Here is a 20791-nt window from a genome sequence, read left to right on the forward strand (position 1 = left end):
ATGGCGCACCAAGATGATTGGAAAACGGCACAGCCCTCGAGGGGCAATCAGTTCTTGAAGCTGTGGATCGGCGCGGGAATCCTTCCGCCGCGAGCCACAAATTCCTCGCAGCTATGCTGATTGACAGGCATGATCGGCGCACGGCCAAGCAGCCCCCCAAATTCAGCCATCTCTCCAACGCCTTTGCCAATCACCGGAATGACGCGAACCGCCGTGGTCTTCTGGTTGATCATACCGATTGCAGCCTCGTCGGCGATGATGCCGGAGATCGTTGCCGGTGTCGTCTCGCCAGGAATCGCGATCATATCAAGTCCGACGCTGCATACGCAGGTCATCGCCTCAAGTTTCTCGATCGTGAGGCAACCCGACTGCGCGGCATCTATCATATTCTTGTCTTCAGAAACGGGAATGAATGCACCGGAAAGACCACCAACATAGCTCGAAGCCATGATGCCGCCCTTCTTTACCTGATCGTTCAACATCGCGAGAGCTGCGGTGGTGCCAGGTCCGCCGACCTGTTCGAGACCGATTTTCTCGAGTATCTCTCCAACGGAATCACCGACCGCTGGAGTCGGAGCGAGAGAGAGATCGATGATGCCGAAGGGCACGTTCAATCTACGGCTCGCCTCTTGCGCTACCAATTGGCCAACGCGGGTGATCTTGAACGCCGTGCGCTTGATGGTCTCACAGAGGAATTCAAAGTCCTTGCCGCGAGCGCTGTCGAGTGCCTTGCTGACAACACCTGGACCTGAAACACCAACATTGATGACTGCATCGCCTTCCGTCACACCGTGGAACGCTCCTGCCATGAACGGATTATCGTCAGGTGCGTTACAGAAGATGACGAGCTTGCTGTTGCCTGAACTATCGGTATCGGCGGTGGCCTCGGAAACCTGCCTGACGATGCGGCCCATCAGAGCCACAGCATTCATGTCGATTCCGGTCTTGGTGGATCCCACATTGACGCTTGCACAGACTCGCTCGGTCTCGGCCAACGCCTGCGGCAGCGATTCGATAAGCATGCGTTCCGCCGGTGTCATCGACTTGCTGACCAGAGCGGAGAATCCTCCCAAGAAGTTCACGCCCACTCTGTGCGCCACATCGTCGAGTGTGTGCGCAATCTGGACAAAATCCTCAGGCTTTTTGCATGCGCTTGCAGCAACCAGTGAAATGGGTGTGATCGAGATTCGCTTATTGACGATGGGAATGCCAAACTCACGTTCAATCTGCTTGCCTGTGGCAACAAGATCCTTGGCGTGATTGTAAATCTTGCCATAGATTCGCTCGCACAATGCATCCAGATCATCCGTCGCACAATCGAGCAGACTTATTCCCATGGTTATCGTGCGGACATCGAGCTTCTCCTGCTCGATCATCTGGTTCGTTTCGTGAACTTCCATGATGTTCAACATGTGCTGCTCCTCAATACTGCAACGTGTGTACTGCGTGGGGTGGGGTTTTGTCGGCTGTGGTGGCGTTGAGCGGTCTCAACGTCGTGCAGGCGAGACAATCTTCTGAAAGAACGTGAATTCACCATTCATCGAAGAAACTTCAGATTCTGTGCATCCTCGTGAAGATTTCCTCGCGCTGGCAGCGAATGCGTACGCCTATTTCCTGACCGAGAGTATCCAGATCGTCGGTGATCTCATCGAATTCCTGCGTCGAACCTTCGATGTCCACAATCATCATCATGTTGAAGAAGCCTTCGATTATCGTCTGAGAAATATCGAGCACATTGACCTTGTGCTCTGAAAGATAGGTGCAGACTCGAGCGATGATGCCAACCGTGTCTTTCCCAACTACAGTGATTACCGCTTTATGACTGGGGATTGCCTGATTCATGGAAAAGCTCCTCTAATAAGAATCCGAACGTGCCCCAAGTATAAATCATGGCGCATACCCAGCGTGTGCTGGATATGCGCCATATGAACGGCGAGCAGTAGGTATGTACCTTCAATCAGGATTCGCGATGTGCGCTGGCACTCGCCACCGCCGCAAGAGCGCGCGGCTCATGGAATCCTTCCGTCTCGAATCTATCGGCAATCTTCTGGGCAATCGTTCGGCTTGCACCTTGCTTGACGAGTGCAATGATCGAGCCTCCGAAGCCGCCACCGGTCATGCGTGCGCCATAGGCACCGTTCTGGCGGGCAACATCGACTGCTATGTCAAGCTCTGGAACGGTTACCTCATAATCGGACTTCAACGAATCATGGGATGCGTTGAACAGACGCCCTGCCTCGACGATGTCCTTGCTGTTGAAGGCCTTGACGAATGTGCGTACACGCGAGATTTCGGTGACGACGTGACGAACGCGCTTCTTCATGGTTGCATCCGGAATCGCGTCAAGCGTCTCTTTCAACGCCTGGAAAGGATCTTCGGACTGTTGGATCTGGTCGGCGCATACGCGAAGGTTTGGCACGCCAAGAATGTTGGCAGCCTTCTCACATGTGGTACGACGCTGGGCATATTGGCCATCGTTGAGCTGGTGAGGTGCCTGTGTATCGACAACGAGCAGTTCCAGCCCCTGTGCCAAAAGATTGAATGGCTCCTGCCTGACGCTCTCCAGGGCAGAAAGCTCTGGTCGGCAATCCAGAAGCAGTGCATGGCCAGGCTTGCAGCGCATCGAGGCGTTCTGGTCAAGACCGCCCGTGCTGGCACCTGCCATGTCATTTTCTGACTTCATGGCAGCCTGGATCAGGGTGACTCGACCCTCATCGGAAGCTCCGAAACCAAGTCTGAAGACATCATCGATGGCAAGCGCGGTTGAGCAGGTCATGGCGGCCGATGAGCTCAGACCTGAGCCGAGTGGCACACATGATGCAAATGCGGCGTCGAAGCCTGTCACACGGTCAAAGCCCATCTTGCGCAATGCCCAGGCAACCCCAACGGGATACGCCGCCCAGCCCTTGACACTGCCGGCCTTGAGCCCTTCAAGATTGGTCTCGGAGATATCGCCCGGCTTCAGTTCGGAAACCACGCGAACGATGTTGTCATGACGGGGCTTCAATGCGATGAACGTGCGCTGCGGCAGTGCGATGGGCAGGCAGAGTCCTGCATTGTAATCAGTGTGCTCACCAATAAGATTCACACGGCCAGGGGCACTCCACACGCCAGTCTCATGACCGCCAAAGGCCTTTCGGAAGAGATCGCGAGAACGATGAACACCCTGCTCGGTAGTCAATGGTTCGACAAATTCAATTTCCGACATTTCGCTCAGTTCCTCTCAGCTTCGAGATCGATGGGGCCAAGCTCGTGGAATCGCGCGGCAATCTTCTCTGGCGTCGTGTCAGAAATCCATGCTGCCATGCCCGATTCGGAACCTGCAAGATACTTGATTTTATTCGCGGCCCTTCTGAACGAGAAGAATTGCAAGTTCAGACGGTAGTGGTCGCGACGCTTGTCATGAATTGGCGCTTGATGCCATGCAGAAATGTATGGCAGATCCATCCCCTTGCCGTCACCCTTGTCGAAGAATGCATTGCCACGCTTGAGCAGCGTCGAATACATCTGAGCCAATCCCCAACGCTCGTCGTCGTTGAGCTGGTCGATGGTCACAATGCCATCGCGAACCGGGGAAACCTGAACTTCCAAAGGCCAGCGCGCTGCAGCAGGCACGTATGCCACCCAAGTGCGGTTGCGGAAGATGATACGTTCCTTGGCTTCGATCTCGGCATTGAGCATATCCTTGAGCAGATTGGAACCAGTCTTGTCGAAGTAGGCTTCCGTACGCTTAAGCTCCTGCTCAAGCTTCGGTGCAATAAACGGATAGCAGTAGATCTGACCATGAGGATGAGCGAGAGATACGCCAATCTCTTGCCCATGATTCTCGAACGGAAAGATCTGCTGTATGCCATCGATAGCCGAAATCTCGGCAGTTCTGAATGCCCAGGCCTCGACGATGGTACGAATGCGCTCGACCGGCAAATCCGCTGGCAATGCATGTTCGTTGGGATCGAAGCAGACGACTTCGCACCGGCCATTCGCCGTACTCTTTGCCCACAGGGGATTGTTGTCGACATAAGTGACTGTGTCAGGTTCTCCAGGAACCTGCATCATGGATGGGAAACGGTTCTCAAAGACTACAACATCATAATCGGTGTCTGGAATCTCACCATCCTGGTACGGATCACCTGGTTTGCGGGCTGCCAAAGGATTGCCCGATGCCACTGCACCCGGCCCTGCAGTAATGGGACGATTCATGCGAGCAGTCGCCATGGGAATCCAATCCCCGGTAAGTGGGTCGCGTCGCATCTGCGGAGCCTGAATTGGCATGGGTTTGCCGTTCGCATCCCGGTGAGGCTCGAAACGGTTCGGCAATGGTCGTGGGTCGTGGAGCTCGCGGGTCCGCTGTCCGGAAACGAATTCTGGATCGTCATCCATGTAGAAGAAATCACGACCATCGGCAAGCGTCGTCGGTGTGATGCGAATATGCTCCGACGCATATTCGCCTGGTGTGTAGTGGTCAAATGTTGGTTGAGTATCACTCATCGACATTGTCCCTTTCTTCATTGTTGTCTTCAGCGGAATTCTGGTGTGCAAGCACGAGTGTCTTGACCAATTCCTTTGTTTTTCTTGAGTCTTGCGGATCAAGCTCGTCATCGGTGATTACAGCCTCTACATCATTGAATCCGGCAAACAACGATAGCGATGTGCTGCTCCATTTGGTGTGATCGGTCAAGATGATCGTTTTGTCTGCAATCTGCATCATGGCCATGTCGGTGGCGGCTTCCAAGGAATTCGGCATCAGGAATCCACGAGGAATCGACACGGAATGCGTTCCGAGAAAAACGGTATTGACCCGAAGGGATGCGACAACCTTGTCTGCGATTGGCCCCACCAGGGAATTCGAGCGACTGATAACACCACCGGTGACGATGACCTCAACGTCTTTGCTTTCAAGAGCCTGCACCAGCTCTGCGACCGGCAAGGAATTGGTAAGAATGGTGATGCCCGAAGAACGTCGACTTTCAAGCAGATGCTGGGCAAAGACATAGGCAGTGGTTCCACCACCGATGGCAATCACGTCACCGGGAGAAACATAACTGACTGCCTCTCGGGCAATGGCATCTTTGAGACCGATGTCCATCTGGGATTTTACAGAGAAGAGTGGTTCGGCGAGCAATGAACTTGTTGTGACCGCTCCGCCATGGACCCGCTTCAACAAGCCTTTATCTGCAAGATCGGCGATATCTCGGCGAATTGTCATCGCAGATACGCCTAATTCCTCGGAAAGTGCCGTGATACGTACCGCCCCGCGAGTACGCAATCTGCTCAGTATGAGATGCTGACGTTGTGAGGATATCATTCGAACATTATCGCACACATTCGCGCAAAATGACAACTCAAGTTGAGCGTTTCATGAACGGTTTTACCGATTCCCACTCAAAGACCGCTTCGTGGAATTCATAGTTGGCGATGAGCTGCATTCATTGTGAACTCAAGAAAGTAGCAAAGGCAATTTTCATTGAAATTTCCACCATTGCCAAGCGATTTTCGCCATCTCTACTTCATGAAGTTCACAATGAACAACGCCGGCAGCTTCGCAAGCTTGATAGAGCCGCTATTTGCTGCAAAGGCGCCGAATTCCCCAGAGTGTCACCTTAAGCATCGCCTCGACAACTATCGATTGGGTCATCTTGGATTTGCCACGTGTGCGCTCGACAAAGGCAATCGGCACCTCTCGAATTCTCCCACCGGCAGCAGCGACTCGTCTGGTCATGTCAATCTGAAAAACGTATCCGTTCGCATTGATCCCATCAAGATCAATAGCTCGAAGAATTTCCGCCTTGTAAGCTCGAAAACCTGCGGTCATGTCATGTACCGGAAGAGCGAGCATATGCCTTGCGTACCACGATCCTAACCGTGAGATTGCATTCCTCGTCGGCGACCAGTTGATGGTCTGACCACCTTCAATACGACGAGATCCGATGACCAGATCGATACTTGGATTGCGATTCAATACGGCCAGCATACGCGTAAGATCCTCTGCGCGGTGAGAGCCATCCATATCCATCTCGCAGATGACGTCATAGCCCTGTTGCAGACCCCAATGAAATCCTTCAATGTATGCAGGCCCAAGGCCTTCCTTGGCATGTCGGTGAATCACATGAACACGATCATCTCCCTGCGCAAGAAAGTCTGCGACGCGACCGGTGCCGTCAGGTGAATCATCGTCCACTACGACAATGCTGACTTGAGGGTTTTTCGAGAAGACATGAGCCAAAGTGGGGCCAAGATTTTCTCCCTCGTTATATGTGGGCATAACAATGAGAACAGAGACGGCATTCCGCTGTGAATGCGTGTGGAGATTATTCCGCTGCCCGGCATCCTCATAATCTCGATCAACGCTTCCCTCTGGAGAATTCTCACTCTTGAAATCCCACACAGTCACTCCTTTCATGACTTCTGACAACTCTAACGCCTTTGCAGCTTGGAAACGATAGAACCCGCTGAATTCAAGAGCAATTCTCATGCAACTCACAGAACAGCTGAGCATTTAAGGAAATATTCAGCTCAAACGTGCAACAATGGTAGGCATGGCTTATGTATCCCAATCTTTTGCACGTGACAAAATCAATCAGTGCAGCACTGACATGTTCACCTTTGCGTACAAGCATGTCGCCAAACCGTTTATTTTCAATGAAACACCAGATGTGGCCCACGACCAGATGATCTCTTTCTGCCGGGCGGCAGGCAAGATTCCACCCTTGATGTGGCTGCTCAACGGGCTGCTCGACTACACCGATCCAATGATTGAATCGAATGTGATGGGTATCCATTTCAACAACCCCTTCGGGCTATCTGCCGGTTTGGACAAGAATTGCGACTTGTCGACAGTGCTCGATGCCGCTGGATTTGGATTTGAAACCGTCGGCTCCACCACTTCTCGCCCATGCCCGGGAAACGACCGCCCATGGTTCCATCGTCTGCCTGAGTACGATTCGATGCTGGTGCACGTAGGACTGGCAAATGATGGTTCACAGTATGTCATTCCCCGCGTCGAGAAGGCACACACACAGTCGAAAAGCATGAAGATGTCCATCTCCATCGCTCGTACCAACGACGACAAGACCGGCGACATTGACGAAGGTATTGAAGATTATCGCATATCGCTGGAGCGAGCGGCCAACCGTTCCTCCATTATCGAGATCAACATCTCATGCCCGAATACTCGTGCAGGAGAACCGTTCAACGAAGATCCCAAGAATCTCGATCGTTTGTTCACCGAACTCGACAAAGTACAGCATCAACAGCCGCTGCTGGTGAAGATGCCACTGAACAAGACTTGGGAAGAATTCCAAGGTCTGCTCGATGTTCTGGTCAGTCACAATGTGCAGGGCGTGACTATGGCAAACCTGCAGAAGGACCGTACTGGGCTTGACGTTCCACAGAGCTGGCTCGGTGGGCTTTCTGGAAGCCCGTGCTATGTACCCAGTAACGATACCGTCGCCCGCACCTATCAGCAGTACGGCGATAGACTGACCATCGCCGGTGTTGGCGGCGTATTCACACCAGAACAGGCCTACGAAAAGATCCGCAATGGTGCAAGTCTTGTGATGTTCGTTTCCTCGTTGATGTATCGCGGGCCTCAGCAGATCACCACCTTGAAGCGCGGCTTGGTCAAGCTGCTCAAGAGAGATGGCTTCGCAAACGTTTCCGAAGCTGTCGGAGCGAATTTCCGCTGAATTCAGATAATTGCAAAAGCCTGGCCCTCATATAAGGACCAGGCTTTTTCGATGGTGAGCCATACGAATGGTCTAATGAAGGTTCAGCGCTTGGTGCCGAATGCACCACGAATGTATTGATCGGGATATGGTGCCTCGCGCTTGCCAAGTCCAAGCTTGTGAGCTGCGCGCAACGGCCAATAGGGATCTCGCAGTGCCCCCCTGCCAATTTCGACTGCATCGGCCTGTCCCTTGTGTATGATTCTCTCTGCCTGCTTTGGCTTGGTAATCAGTCCAACCGCAGTTGTGGGAATCTGAACCTGCGCACGAATCGCTGCCGAGAATGGGACCTGATAGTTCGGCTTTGCAGGGATGCTCACACCAGAAACTATGCCGCCTGTCGATACATCAACAAGATCGACTCCATGCGACTTGGCGACCTTGGCGAATTCGATGGTCTGCTCCAAATCCCAGCCACCTGCAGCCCAGTCGGTTGCAGAAACGCGTATAAGCAGGGGCATGGACTCTGGGATCACGTCTCGGATGGCATCAATGACTTGCAGGCCAAAACGCATGCGATTCCCAAGCGAGCCACCGTACTCATCGTGACGGGTATTGACCAGGGGATCCAGGAACTGTGTAATGAGATAGCCGTGCGCGGCATGGATTTCAATCGCCTCGAATCCGGCAGTGAGTGCTCGGCCTGCCGCAGCTCGAAAATCGCTCACAATCCTCTGGATATCGTCAACGCTGAGGACACTGGGCGCAACACACATGCCAAAAGCCTGATCGCTCGGTCCCACAGGCTGCCATCCACCTTCACTTTCAGGCACATTGCCCTGAATGTGTCCGAGTGAGAACGAGCCGGTCGAAGCCTTGCGTCCAGCATGATTGAGCTGAACGGCAACCTTGGCACCGGTCTTCTTGACATCTTCGACAATCCACTGCCACGATGCAATCTGGTCGTCGTTCCACAGACCCACATCACAAGGCGATATTCGCCCTTCGGGACTGACCGCAGTGGCCTCAGTGATTACGAGCCCAAAACCTCCCAAGGCTCGCGAAACATAGTGCTGGTAGTGGAAAGGCGTTGGCTTGCCATCTTGCGCATACACGGAATAGGTGTCCATCGGAGGTAGCCAGATTCGGTTTCGCGTGGTCAAGCCGCGCAAGGTCAGTGGAGAAAACAAGTGTGGAATCTCAGACATTATGCCCCTTCTTTTTGGGTTGTATCAGCGCCAGCGCATGCCCGTGGGCATTGCAACTGCTGCGCTGTTGAGGAAGCTGCCAACAGTGGCGGGCAGACTTCGCCATAACCGATTCCATTGTATGCTCATATGGCGGCGCATGATGCAAAGGTATTCACCACGGTACGGTTATTTCCGCTTCAGTTGTCGCTTGAAGTGGTCGAGCTCGTTGTTGCAGCTGCAGTCGTGCCTGTGTATGCAGCGTCCGGGGTTCCATAATTGTTGTCTATAGGAATCTTTGCTGCGGCAAGGTACGAATTCATGAAGGCCTTCCACGCCGGCGTTGCGATATACATACCATACCAAGTACTGTGATAGACACCGTTTATGGTCTTGTTGTTGAAAGACTGGATGCTCTCGGCGTTGCCTACCGCAACGTATGCTGCAACCTGAGGAACGAATCCACCGGTCAACATATACGTTGACTCATTGGTTCCAGTCTTTGCGAAAGTCTTACGACTATTGTCAAGCTGCGTTGTCGCTGCCTCGCCACCCGACTGCACAACACCTTGGTTCAGCGCATAGGCAACGGTCTGAGCAATACCAGAAGAGATTGCCTGATGGCAGTTAGCGCTAGGCACCTTGAGACTGTCCCCATCCTTGTTCAAGACTTTCTTCAGGGCAATGGGCGTGCACTCCACACCGTTTGCGGCAATCGTGGCATATACGTTGGCCATCGTCAAAGGCGATGCCTGAACGCTTCCAATCACCATAGGAGGGTTGTACGAGTTGGATGAATAGACATCCGTCTGCCCTGTTGGAGAGTTGTGGTAACCCATGAGCTTTGCCGTGTCAGCTATCGAATTGATGCCGATGATCTGTGCCATGGACGCCTGGGTTGTGTTGTGGGACTTGACCAAGCCTTCCAAAGGTGTTTCAGGAGACGTGGTGCCACCTCCGGAATTCTGCACTGGCCATGAGCCCGTTCCCGTGTAGTTGTATCCGGGGAATGAGTTCAATGGATAGCTTGTATAGGTGCTGAGAGACTGATTGATGGACTTGCCCGCCCGCATCCAGGCCGCAAGGTTGATGGGCTTCCATGTCGAACCGACCTGGAATCCCCATCCACCGCCATCAACCTGGTCAACGGCATAGTTCAAGGCGGTCTTGGTTCCACCGCCTGAACTTTGCGAAGCATCATAGGTACGGTTGATGCCGAATCCCAGCACCTCGCCGGTTCCGGGTCGAATGGCAGCAATGGCGACCTCGAAGCCTGTCGGATCATCCACTGGAATCGTCGCGCGTGCGGCATTCATGGCAGAGCTGTTCGCATTCACATCCATCGTGGTGTAGATCTTCAGACCGCCCTGTTCAAGGAGCTTTTCGCGGGCTTCCTCGGTCTTGCCAAACTCCTTGGAGTTCAAAATCTGCTTGGTTGCGTATTCGCAGAAGAAGGCAGCGTCGCCGGCAGCCTGGCATCCAGCGTTCACATTCTGCACATGAAGCGTGTCCTTGACGGGAATTGCCTTGGCGTCATTGCATTCCTTCTTGGTGATATAGCCTTGCTGATACATCAGATCGAGCACAATGTTGCGCTGAGTCTCTGATTCCTTCAGATTCTCGGTAGGATCATATTTTGCAGGATTCTTGGTAATGGCCGCAATGGTTGCTGCCTCTACGATGTTGAGATCCTTTGCCGATTTGTTGAAAAACCGCTGAGCAGCGGTCTCGACACCGTAGATGCCGTTGCCAAACTGTGCGATGTTCAGATACCCCTGCAGAATCTCGGCCTTCGTATACTTCTTTTCCATCTGCACCGCGACAAGCATCTCTCGAAGCTTTCGAGCAACCGTCTCTTCAGAGGCGTGATATACGGCAATGGGGTCATTGTCTTCCTCTGCCTGGCTCATCAGTACGTTCTTGACATACTGCTGCGTCAATGACGAGCCACCCTGCGTATCGCCCTTCTTGATGTAGGTCTGAACGAATGCACGCATCACGCCCTGCACATCAACACCGGCATGCTCGAAGAAGCGGCGATCCTCTCGGGCGACCACAGCCTTTTGCATATAATCGGATACTTGATTCAGCGGCACTACGATTCTGTTCTGCGTATAATACTGCGCGATCACGGTCTTGCCAGCGGAAGCATAAATGGTCGACTTCTGGGGAAGATCGGTGACGTCGAAATTGATGCCCTCGGTTTGCAGGCTAGGAATCAGCGCCTTCACTGCAGTGTTCGCACCAAACACCGCGGGTAGCAAAAATCCGGAGGCTACCACTCCCCCAGTTACGCAAAACATTGCGTAAGCCAGTAATAGCGTAAAAAAACGACGTACGGTTATTGACTTCTTCTTCGGCATGCTGTTCATTCTAAAGCTAGACCCTGAATAAGGAACTCAGGATGTGTGGTTTATTTGTAACTTCCACATTACCTGCGCGAGCGACGAATTAGCATTCCTGGTTCGAAAATAATGATGGAACGGCCCTTGCGGGAGATCCAACCACGATTTGCAAAGTCCATCAAAGCCTTGTTCACCGTTTCTCTGGAAGCTCCTACGAGCTGTGCCATCTCTTCTTGCGTCAGGTCGTGAGGCACCATGAGGCCGGCCTCCATCGGCTCTCCGAAACGTTGGCCGAGCGAAATCAAAGTCTTGGCCAACCGTGCAGGAACATCCATGAATACCAGATCGGAAATATGCTCGTTGTTTCGACGCATGCGATTGGCGAGTACCTGCAGCATGTCTACGGCGACACGTGGATGTTCATCCAGCCAATCAAACAGTGCCCGGTGTTCCAAGGATACGACGTGCGTATGATTCGTCATGACAACCGCCGATGCGGTTCGTGGACCGCCCTTGGGATCGAATACTGGAATCTCTCCAAGTACCTCTCCCCTGCCATGGATGCTCAGCAGCTGCACACGGCTGTCTGCGGATCTGCGAGTCAGCTTCACACGGCCATAATCCAACAGATACATACGCTGATCCTCGTCGCCTTCGCGGAACACGAAGTCGCCCTTGTCGAGTATCCGTGAATCAAGATAAGGAATCAACTGGTCTGCCTCTTCCGGCGAAACCTGTTTGAAGAGAGCAGTCTGCAGGAGGGTATTGCCACGCTTGGGCAGTTCATTTGGCTTGCGAACGCTCATGCCTTCCTTTCTTGAAGCACTGATCGACCTTGCACCAATCGACATTGACTGTGCAACTTGCTCAGTTGATTGTAACCCTGTATTCAGACGATGCATTGGAGCCACGCATCCTTGGAAAAGCTCTGCGTTGCAAGCTCATGCGCCTGATTGGCCACCGCATGCGGAACCGTCGCTGTCTGTGCCTGACTGAGATGCTCCACAAGGAATGCAAGCAGATGATCGATGATTGCATTTCTCGACATTCCCGTCTGGGAACGCATCGGATCCACTCGCTTTGCAACGGATTTCACCGCTTTATCCGAGAGCTTTTCCTTGGAGACACGAAGAACTCTCCCCATTTTCCCTGCATCGATATCGTAGGCAAGCGTGACATGATGGAGCACCGCGCCTGGACCACCACCTTTGCCAGCGAATCGACGCTGTGCGGCTCCCCCAATCTTTCCCTGTTCAGACGCCAGATCATTCATTGAAGAGAAACCTACATTCATGCCCAGTTCCCTGAGTGCGGCAACAAGCCATTCATCGCAGAGTCGATACGACTGTGCAACATCCATGCCCTCAACGAAGCTGAGCGGTGCATACAGCGAGTATGTGATGGTGTTATTCGGCTCAACGAACATTGCGCCGCCGCCGGTGACCCTGCGAACGACCGTGATCCCCTCGCGCTTGGCCTCCTCAAGATTGACTTCGTTATGCAAGGACTGAAATCGGCCGATGATAACGGCTGAAGACTGCCATTCCCAGACACGCAGCATCGCAGGCAATGTTCCATCTGCGACCTTTTCTGCCAAGATCTCGTCAAGAGCCATCTGCGCTGCAGGACTTCTCGGAACATCGTGGATGACCAGCGGGTTCAAGGATTCCCATCGCAATGAAAGCACAGGCGCATATTTGCCCGAGGATGAGAGCTGGGATTCGGCTTGTATCGTGAACTGCTGGCAATCTCTGGGATTCGCTGAGCATGGCGTACATATGTCATGCTCGAAATGTTGTGCTGCTGAAGGCTTCGTGCCTGTGCCAATGCGTATGTCAATGTCAGAACTGTGCGTGTCAATGTCATCCGCGTTGTCTCTCGCCGCTCTGAGAACCGCACTTGCAATGCTCTGAGCGTGTGCACCAACCAATTGAGCTTCAGAGTGAGCACCAATCACTTGCGCAATCGTGTGTACGAGGATTGCAGTGTCGAGAGGAAGCGTGAGCCCGTCAATGCACTGTTCGATGGCCTTGATGAGCACAATGTCGTCGTCATTGGTTGAAATGAAGAAATCACCATCGAGTCGGCTGCTCTCAATCTGCATATTGGCAATAGTCAAGGTAACTCCAACAAGCTTGCCGCCAACCAGTTTGCATTCACCACGAGTCGTTGACATGTTCTGCGCCCTTCACTTTCCACAACAACTATACCTTTCATTCCAAGCATCCGGAAAACAGGCCCGTTGCGAATAAGATTTCGAGTTTTGTGGCAATTTTGCTGTACAAGGTCCGAAAATCGTTGAAGGCACGTTGAAAAATCAACAGAAATCAACAGTTATATCTGAGCATTGCCACAAAACTCGTAAATATCGCCAACCAAGCCATAAAAAATGCGGTCATGAACCCAAATCCAGGGCTCATGACCGCAAATGATTGCTCAGACTCCCCTTGCCTGACGCTTTTCGTGCGCTTCCTGCTGCGAAATGCCGTAGTAAGCGGCGATTGCGATATCTTTCATATCTTCAATCTGAGGAATACGCGGATTTGCAGGTGCACATTGATCCTCATAGGCACGCATGCCGATATGATCGAGCACGCTCCAGAAGTAATCCTCGTCAACGCCTGCAGCCTGGAATGATGAATCCATACCGAGCTTATTGTCACGGTAATCCTCAAGAGCGCTGGCAAGGCTTTCAACACCCTGCTCAGGCGTATCGGCCTTGAGACCAAGGTTCTTGGCAATGTCCTGATAACGCTGCGGTGCGATGTACTTGTTGTACTTTGGCCAGCTCGTCGGCTCATCTGGGACTGCTGCGTTATAGCGCACCACATAAGGCAGAAGAATCGAGTTGGTGCGACCGTGGGCAATATGGCAGAGTGCGCCAATCGTATGGGCCATGGCGTGACACATGCCCAGGAAGGCAGAGCCGAATGCCATGCCTGCCATCGTAGCGGCATTGTGCATTTTCTCTTGAGCGACCTTCTTTACCTCTGGATCCTCTTCGTTCACCGACGCAGCGAGATTATCCCAGACAAGCTTTGCTGCGTGCAGTGACATGCCATCAGTGAAGTCGTTGGCATATACCGACACATATGACTCGATGCTATGTGTCAGCGCATCGAAGCCTGCATCGCACGCGAGGCGACGTGGCTGTGTTCTTGCCAGAACAGGATCAACGATGGCCACCGTTGGAGTGAGCGCATAGTCGGTAATGGGGTATTTATATCCGGTCTTGTGATCGGTGATGACAGCGAATGGCGTGACTTCCGAACCCGTTCCCGAAGAGGTTGGAATGCAGACAAGACGTGCCTTCTTGCCAAGCGGTGGAATCTTGAAGGCGCGCTTTCTGATGTCGAAGAACTTTTCACGAACGTCGGAGAACGAAATTTCTGGGTGTTCATACAGCAGCCACATGATCTTGGCAGCATCCATCGGACTTCCGCCACCGACTGCAATGATGGTGTCAGGTTCAAATTCCTCACGCATCATCTTGGCACCACGTTCAACCGTTTCAACGCTTGGCTCCGGCTCGACGTAGTCGATGATACGGAAGGTCACCAGCTCCTGGCGGGCACGAAGCTGATCGATGACCTTGTCTACGATGCCGAGCTGTTCCATCACCTTGTCACATACGATGACAGCCTTCTTGATGCCGAACATATCGCGAAGATATTGAATGGCGTTCGGCTCGAAATATGTGCGTGACGGTATCTTGAACCACTGCATGTTATTGTTCCTTCGAGCGATGCGCTTGACGTTGATAAGGTTCACGGCCTGAACATTGCCGGATACCGAATTGCCGCCATAGGAACCGCAGCCGAGAGTCAGCGATGGTGCGATGGCGTTGTAGATATCACCGATGCCACCCAAGGAGCTTGGCTGATTCCAGATGATGCGGCATGCATGCATGCGGGAGCCGTATTCTCGGACAAGCGCTTCATTATTGGTATGAATTGCTGCCGTATGGCCAGCACCACGCTTAAGCATCGCTTCGCACATTTCGAAGCCCTGCTCCTTGTTTTCGAACTTCAGCACTGCCTGCACCGGTCCGAGCTTCTCCATGGTCAGAGGCTCCATTGCACCGACCTCCTTGCATTCGGCAGCAAGAATGGTTGCATCCTCTGGAATGGTGAATCCAGCCGCCTTTGCAATGAACTGTGGAGATTTGCCAGGAACGACACTGTTGAGTTTCGGCTTCGGAGCGCCTTCGCCAGCATATGCAGTGACGCCAAACATATACTGTTCGAGCTTTGCCTTCTCATCGGCATTCACGAAGTATGCCTTGCGTCGCTTGAGTTCAGCAACCAAGCGGTCATAGACATCCGCGTGTGCAATGATTGCCTGCTCCGTTGCACAGATCATGCCATAGTCAAAATGCTTGGAAAGGATGAGATCATTGGCGGCGCGCTCGACGTCAACATCGGCATCGACGTATGCAGGTGCGTTGCCCGCACCGACACCCAGAGCTGGTTTGCCCGAAGAATAGGCAGCCTTGACCATTCCAGGACCGCCGGTTGCGAGAATGGTTGCAATGCCGGGATGCTTCATCAATTCGCCTGTGGCTTCGATTGAGGGATGCTCAATCCACTGAATGCAGTTTTCGGGGGCTCCTGCCTCGATTGCAGCATCGCGAACAATTTTGGCAGCTTCTACCGAGCATTTCTGAGCGAATGGGTGGAATCCAAAGACAATGGGACAACGAGTCTTGAGCGCAATCAGTGACTTGAAGATGGTCGTCGAGGTGGGATTCGTCACAGGAGTCACACCAGCCACCACACCGACAGGTTCGGCAATTTCGACGATGCCTCCGATCTCGTCATCGTTGATGACGCCGACGGTACGCTGCTTGGCCAGATAATTGGTGACATGCTCACAGGCGAAGATGTTCTTGGTTGCCTTGTCCTCAACGAGTCCGCGTCCAGTTTCGTCCACTGCCATCTTTGCAAGCACGAGATGCTTGTTCAAGGCAGCGATGGAGGCCTTTGCCACAATGCGATTAACCGTGATCTGGTCAAAGTCCTCGAATTCCTTCAGTGCTACCAAGCCTCTTTGCACCAGTGCGTCTACTTCTGCCGCCGCAGAGCTCTGTTGCGGTTGCTGAGGAATTACCTTCGTTCCCTCGGTTTCGCGATTCGTCGTGTTTTCGATGGAAACCTTTTCTGTTTCTGCATTCTTTTTCACAGCTCCCACAGTTCCTCCCATGGATGTGTTGCAAATCTTCAATATTCGTCAAGTTCTGTTGTATTACATAGGTTATTTCGTACATCGAATTGCTCTGATTCGTGGCCAGACACACCTTCGATTGCCACTCAATTGTGACCTGCATCACAATGTAGCGTAGCTATGGGACGCTGGCAATTTTGTACGTGAATATAAGAAGCTGAGCGTGTTGTGTACGAATGCGGAAATATTTTTGGAAAGTTCTTGTTAGTTTTTGGGAGAATCTGTGTTCATTTCAATATCATGATATGCAAGCGCTTTCTCACAGCTCTTGGGGGTTATAGGCATAGAAGTGTGGGTTTTTGGTCTTTGCTGGTGTACTGGCGTGTAATTCGTTCCAGTAGATGCCCTGCTCCTCTCCCGTCATTCCGAGTGAGCGGAGCGGGCCGATCAGATAGCCGACCTGCTGATAGCCCAAGGGCTGTCATTCCGAGTGAGCGGGGCGAGTCGGTGGTATGAACTTGTCAAAGCTGTATGTACCATCGTCATCCCGAGTGAGCGGAGCGAGTCGAGGGATCTTGGCTGTTGATGCTTGCAAGGGTGAGATCTCTCGACTCGCTCCGCTCGCTCGAGATGACAAGGCAGGTGGATTCGCTCGGGGTGACAAGAGAGATGGGGATGGTTGGGATGGCGGGCATCGACATCGGGTCGTTCCTGCTCTCGTGGTTCTGTTGCGATGCATGATGGTGCCGCAATACGGACACAGGTTGCTTTCATGCATCCCAGGTCAAACAGGATTATCAACCAGCACAAACCCCAGCCTGGAGAACGCCTCACGGCATGTTTCACACATACTTTGTGCCGTGCCGTTATACCAGCGTAAAAATTATCAAACAGAAGCAACACCCACTCCCACAAGAACTAGGAAACGATTTCCCACACACCTCTGTGCCCCCACACACATCTGTGCCTATAGCCAGCTCTTGATGCGCCATTGCCGGAATCGAGCGAACGGAAATACAAAAAATCCTCAAGTCCCGAAGGACTTGAGGAAATACATACAACCGAAAGCTTAACGCTTTGAGAACTGAGGTGCACGACGGGCCTTGTGCAGACCTGCCTTCTTGCGCTCGACTGCACGAGCATCGCGAGTCAGGAATCCAGCCTTCTTCAAAGCTGCGCGATTTGCATCGGTATCAATCGAGTTCAGTGCACGGGCAACACCGAGGCGGATTGCTCCAGCCTGGCCGGTGGTGCCGCCACCATCAACGAGCACCTGCACGTCGAACTTGCCTTCAAGCTTAAGCAGGACGATTGGTGAATTCACCTCTCGCTGCTGCAAACGGCTTGGGAAGTATTCATCGAGCTTGCGTCCGTTAACAGTCCATTCGCCCGTCCCAGGAACCAGACGAACGCGTGCGACAGCTTCCTTGCGACGACCGGTGCCATATCCTGGAGCGATTGCCGAAGCACCGGTGCCAGCACCGGCGTTTGTTTCGGACGTGTATGAAGTGAGTTCTTCCTCAGTCTCAAGGACCGCGGAATCATTGGTATTTTCAGCCATGTTGATAATCTCCTTTGGTCCTACTTGGCCTGCTGTGAGACCTGTGAGATCTCAAAGGTTTGTGGTTTCTGAGGGGTGTGAGGATGCTCTGCACCGGCGAAGATGCGCAGACGATCCATCTGTGTCTTCGCGAGCTTGTTCTTGGGAAGCATTCCCTTGACTGCCTCGCGAATAATACGATCGGGGTTCTTCTCAAGCAGTTCGGCGTATGTATCAGCACGAAGTCCGCCTGGACGACCGGAGTGCGTGTAGAGCTCCTTGGAGAGCTTGTTTCCCGTGATTGCAACCTTGGCGGCGTTGATCACGATAACGTGATTGCCTGAATCCGCGTGTGGTGCAAATGTGGGCTTGTTCTTGCCGCGTAGCAAAGTCGCGACCTGGGTGGCCAGACGGCCAAGCACCACGTCGGTTGCATCGACGATATACCAGTCATGAGTTAAATCAGCTGGTTTAGGCGTGAAAGTCTTCACAGTTCAACCTTTTCCTTGCATTGTGTTCCGGGCTCATCTGACTGTCACAAAGGCATGCAGACAAACCTCTTTATCCGTGGGCTCCCTGAAAGTCCTATACGGCGAGTGGGAAAAGCGCTTCGAGGACCCCGTAGGGAAACACAACAATCCTCTAGTATACCGCTGGACTCGACAACGTCAAACCGCAAAATACCGATGCCGTCAGCAATACCGATGCATGATATGTGTCAAGGACTGCAGGCGCTGATGAATGAAGAGCTCCTCAGCTGGAACTCCATCGCCATTCGCATCTGCCAGAGGAATGCGCCAGTTGGGATATTCATTGTTGGTTCCGGGCTGATTCTGCGTTCTGCCTTCACCCACTCCATCCGCTATGGAAACAGCCAAGAGCTTGCATGGTGACGCGCACAAGGCCTTGTATTGACCTTCAACGATTTCCTGCTCGTGCTGAGGAATATCGGCAAGCCACTCACGATCGATCCATCCTCCATCAACGAGCTCATTCATCAAGGCGCGTTGTTCGATTCGTGCCGCTGCCATGACCTGATCGAGAGGTTCGTTGAGGAGATGCAATGAGTTTCGCAACGACACCTGTTCGAACTGCAGATACCCCGATGCTGGAGGCATGTCATGGGTATTGACCGATGCGATCGCATCCGGCGTCCAATCCTCAGGTTTGATGAATGCTCCATCTCGCTGCTCGAACCATTCCACCACACAGCCCAGAATGCCATGAGACTTCAATGATTCTCTCACATAATCGGGAACGATACCGAGATCCTCGCCAACGACCACACCATTGGCGCGCTGGGCTTCGATTGCCAGAATACCTAGCATGACACCGGCATCGTATTGAACGTATGCGCCGTCTCTCGCCCCTCTGCCTGAGGGAATCCACCAGAGTCTGAACAGTCCAAGAACGTGATCGATACGCAGTGCACCTGCATGAGCGAACATATGGTGAAGCATATCCCTATAAGCCCTATAGCCTGTCTGCGCAAGGTTGTGAGGCTCAAACGGGGGCTGACTCCAGTTCTGTCCTTGCTGATTGAAGTAATCGGGGGGCGCGCCGACCGTTGTCCCGCGTGCGTATCGTTCAGGGCTTCCCCACACATCCGAACCCAACGCATGGACTCCAACGGCCAGATCGGCCATGATTCCGATGCGCATGCCGGCGCTGCGGGCGCTGCTCTGCGCATCGCCGTATTGTTCGTCGGCAATCCATTCAAGCCATTCATAGAAGCTCAGAGTGTCTGGATACTTCGAACATAGATTGCTCACTTCGGGAGAATCAACGCTGAATGCCTGAATCCAAGAAGAACCGTCGTGGGTTGGTTCACCCCATTTATCGTATGCGAGGCACCACGTTGCATAGGCAGTCAGTGCCGGATCTCGCTCGGTTCTGAAGGCATCGAACTGCTGTTGACGTTCAAAGCTGCGTCCTGCCTTGAAAATCGTCCATAATGCAGGCATTTTGGCCCGCCACATGGCGTCTCGGTCCAGTCGTTCCGTATTCGAATTGAGCGAACGAACGGAATCGTGCAGTTGTTTGATTTTGCCTCTTGACTCCTGACCAAGCAGATTATATTCCTCGATGGATTCAGGGCGAATGTATGTGAAATTCAGAAAGTTGCGCGAAGAGGGCAGATATGGTGAAGGAGTTAGAGGTGCCACGGGTTCAGAGGCATGAAGCGGATTGATCATCATGAAATCCGCACCGGTCTTGCGCTTTGCGTTTTGCAGAAGTTGGGCCAGGTCTTCATAATCACCAATGCCCCATGACTCGCTCGAACGGATGGAATACAACTGTGCCATCCACCCCCACGGTCTGGTGAGTTCGAGATCCCTGTCGATTGTAATTCGCTTTGGAGCGCAAATCAATGTTGCCTGCGTGCTACGCCTTCCCGCATTCACCGTGAGCGTGTGGTAGCCAACCGGTATGTCAACCGGGAGAATGATGGATGTCTTGGTTATGAACGAACCCTGAAATGGGACAGCAGCAGATCCATCTCCTGCATTGACGCGAAGTGAACCGGTGAAGACGCGGCCATCTTCCAAGGTTATGGTGCCAGTCGGTGATTCCAACAAGGTGGTGTTGACTTGCACGACGCTTTCTGCACCCTGGATGTGCAGGATTGTGGGTGGAATCAGACGAGAATATTCCTGTGCGCGTATGCGACGCAGCGATTCTCGAATCTTCTCATCGTTCGAGGCATCGTAGCCCATCGATTGAATGATCGATATGAGAACGTCATCAGAAGCTTCATGATAATCATGAGTCTGACCGATGTATGAAGTGGAAATGCCAAGACTATTTGCCAACCGAATCAAGGGGCGAGCCAGCCGTGAATCGCTCTCTGTATTGTGCACCATGACAACCAGTCTAAAACGATATTCTTAC

Annotated in this window: 16 protein-coding genes; 1 reads left to right on the forward strand and 15 read right to left on the reverse strand. The window is 52.8% G+C overall.

The window, feature by feature from the left end:
- Positions 1–47 precede the first annotated feature (47 nt).
- The 6 genes from BAQU_RS03545 to BAQU_RS03570 form a co-directional block, all read right to left on the reverse strand.
- Entirely contained in the window at positions 48–1412 is a 1365-nt protein-coding gene (locus BAQU_RS03545) for a PFL family protein (RefSeq protein WP_094692828.1), read from the reverse strand.
- A gap of 139 nt (positions 1413–1551) precedes the next feature.
- Positions 1552–1842, reverse strand: a complete 291-nt coding sequence (locus BAQU_RS03550; protein WP_094692830.1) for an ACT domain-containing protein — start codon at positions 1840–1842, stop codon at positions 1552–1554.
- Between the two features lie 115 nt (positions 1843–1957).
- Positions 1958–3208, reverse strand: coding sequence for a galactokinase (galK, locus tag BAQU_RS03555; RefSeq protein ID WP_094692832.1), 1251 nt, complete (start codon positions 3206–3208; stop codon positions 1958–1960).
- A gap of 5 nt (positions 3209–3213) precedes the next feature.
- Complete coding sequence (galT, locus tag BAQU_RS03560; RefSeq protein ID WP_094692956.1) at positions 3214–4488, reverse strand: galactose-1-phosphate uridylyltransferase; 1275 nt, start codon at positions 4486–4488, stop codon at positions 3214–3216.
- Entirely contained in the window at positions 4481–5305 is an 825-nt protein-coding gene (locus BAQU_RS03565; RefSeq protein ID WP_094692834.1) for a DeoR/GlpR family DNA-binding transcription regulator, read from the reverse strand. Before BAQU_RS03565 ends, galT begins: the two co-directional genes overlap by 8 nt.
- A gap of 255 nt (positions 5306–5560) precedes the next feature.
- Positions 5561–6262 (reverse strand): polyprenol monophosphomannose synthase, encoded by a 702-nt coding sequence (locus BAQU_RS03570; protein ID WP_094692958.1) that lies wholly within the window; start codon positions 6260–6262, stop codon positions 5561–5563.
- A 274-nt stretch (positions 6263–6536) separates the two neighbouring features.
- Between BAQU_RS03570 and BAQU_RS03575 the strand changes: the two genes are divergently transcribed.
- Positions 6537–7685: a quinone-dependent dihydroorotate dehydrogenase gene (locus BAQU_RS03575; protein WP_094692836.1), complete on the forward strand. Its 1149-nt coding sequence runs from the start codon at positions 6537–6539 to the stop codon at positions 7683–7685.
- 83 nt (positions 7686–7768) lie between these two features.
- Here the strand turns inward: BAQU_RS03575 and BAQU_RS03580 are convergent, their stop codons facing one another.
- From BAQU_RS03580 to malQ, 9 genes are all read right to left on the reverse strand, one after another.
- Positions 7769–8872 (reverse strand): NADH:flavin oxidoreductase/NADH oxidase, encoded by a 1104-nt coding sequence (locus tag BAQU_RS03580; protein ID WP_094692838.1) that lies wholly within the window; start codon positions 8870–8872, stop codon positions 7769–7771.
- A gap of 179 nt (positions 8873–9051) precedes the next feature.
- Positions 9052–11214 carry a transglycosylase domain-containing protein gene (locus tag BAQU_RS03585; RefSeq protein ID WP_211277104.1) on the reverse strand — a complete coding sequence of 721 codons (2163 nt, stop codon included), beginning with the start codon at positions 11212–11214 and terminating at the stop codon, positions 9052–9054.
- A gap of 68 nt (positions 11215–11282) precedes the next feature.
- The gene (locus BAQU_RS03590) at positions 11283–12002 is read right to left on the reverse strand and encodes a Crp/Fnr family transcriptional regulator (protein WP_094692960.1); all 720 of its coding nucleotides are present in this window, start codon (positions 12000–12002) and stop codon (positions 11283–11285) included.
- A gap of 83 nt (positions 12003–12085) precedes the next feature.
- Positions 12086–13372 (reverse strand): lipoate--protein ligase family protein, encoded by a 1287-nt coding sequence (locus BAQU_RS03595; RefSeq protein WP_211277105.1) that lies wholly within the window; start codon positions 13370–13372, stop codon positions 12086–12088.
- Positions 13373–13632: 260 nt separating this feature from the next.
- Positions 13633–16302, reverse strand: a complete 2670-nt coding sequence (adhE, locus tag BAQU_RS03600) for a bifunctional acetaldehyde-CoA/alcohol dehydrogenase (protein ID WP_415447766.1) — start codon at positions 16300–16302, stop codon at positions 13633–13635.
- A 376-nt stretch (positions 16303–16678) separates the two neighbouring features.
- On the reverse strand, positions 16679–16834 hold the full coding sequence (locus tag BAQU_RS10410) for a hypothetical protein (RefSeq protein ID WP_158215632.1): 156 nt from the start codon (positions 16832–16834) through the stop codon (positions 16679–16681).
- A gap of 594 nt (positions 16835–17428) precedes the next feature.
- Complete coding sequence (rpsI, locus tag BAQU_RS03605) at positions 17429–17920, reverse strand: 30S ribosomal protein S9 (protein ID WP_094692844.1); 492 nt, start codon at positions 17918–17920, stop codon at positions 17429–17431.
- Positions 17921–17940: 20 nt separating this feature from the next.
- Positions 17941–18390 (reverse strand): 50S ribosomal protein L13, encoded by a 450-nt coding sequence (gene rplM, locus BAQU_RS03610; RefSeq protein ID WP_094692846.1) that lies wholly within the window; start codon positions 18388–18390, stop codon positions 17941–17943.
- A 201-nt stretch (positions 18391–18591) separates the two neighbouring features.
- Positions 18592–20763, reverse strand: a complete 2172-nt coding sequence (malQ, locus tag BAQU_RS03615; RefSeq protein WP_094692848.1) for a 4-alpha-glucanotransferase — start codon at positions 20761–20763, stop codon at positions 18592–18594.
- Positions 20764–20791 lie beyond the last annotated feature (28 nt).

The sequence above is a fragment of the Bifidobacterium aquikefiri genome (assembly GCF_002259795.1).
GTDB classification, from domain to species: Bacteria; Actinomycetota; Actinomycetes; order Actinomycetales; family Bifidobacteriaceae; genus Bombiscardovia; species Bombiscardovia aquikefiri.

Coding starts and splice junctions, on each gene's coding strand:
- BAQU_RS03545 (WP_094692828.1), bottom strand. CDS start 1,412: ATGTTGAACATCATGGAAGTTCACGAAACGAACCAGATGATCGAGCAG.
- BAQU_RS03550 (WP_094692830.1), bottom strand. CDS start 1,842: ATGAATCAGGCAATCCCCAGTCATAAAGCGGTAATCACTGTAGTTGGG.
- galK (WP_094692832.1), bottom strand. CDS start 3,208: ATGTCGGAAATTGAATTTGTCGAACCATTGACTACCGAGCAGGGTGTT.
- galT (WP_094692956.1), bottom strand. CDS start 4,488: ATGAGTGATACTCAACCAACATTTGACCACTACACACCAGGCGAATAT.
- BAQU_RS03565 (WP_094692834.1), bottom strand. CDS start 5,305: ATGATATCCTCACAACGTCAGCATCTCATACTGAGCAGATTGCGTACT.
- BAQU_RS03570 (WP_094692958.1), bottom strand. CDS start 6,262: ATGCCCACATATAACGAGGGAGAAAATCTTGGCCCCACTTTGGCTCAT.
- BAQU_RS03575 (WP_094692836.1), top strand. CDS start 6,537: ATGGCTTATGTATCCCAATCTTTTGCACGTGACAAAATCAATCAGTGC.
- BAQU_RS03580 (WP_094692838.1), bottom strand. CDS start 8,872: ATGTCTGAGATTCCACACTTGTTTTCTCCACTGACCTTGCGCGGCTTG.
- BAQU_RS03585 (WP_211277104.1), bottom strand. CDS start 11,214: ATGCCGAAGAAGAAGTCAATAACCGTACGTCGTTTTTTTACGCTATTA.
- BAQU_RS03590 (WP_094692960.1), bottom strand. CDS start 12,002: ATGAGCGTTCGCAAGCCAAATGAACTGCCCAAGCGTGGCAATACCCTC.
- BAQU_RS03595 (WP_211277105.1), bottom strand. CDS start 13,372: ATGTCAACGACTCGTGGTGAATGCAAACTGGTTGGCGGCAAGCTTGTT.
- rpsI (WP_094692844.1), bottom strand. CDS start 17,920: ATGGCTGAAAATACCAATGATTCCGCGGTCCTTGAGACTGAGGAAGAA.
- malQ (WP_094692848.1), bottom strand. CDS start 20,763: ATGGTGCACAATACAGAGAGCGATTCACGGCTGGCTCGCCCCTTGATT.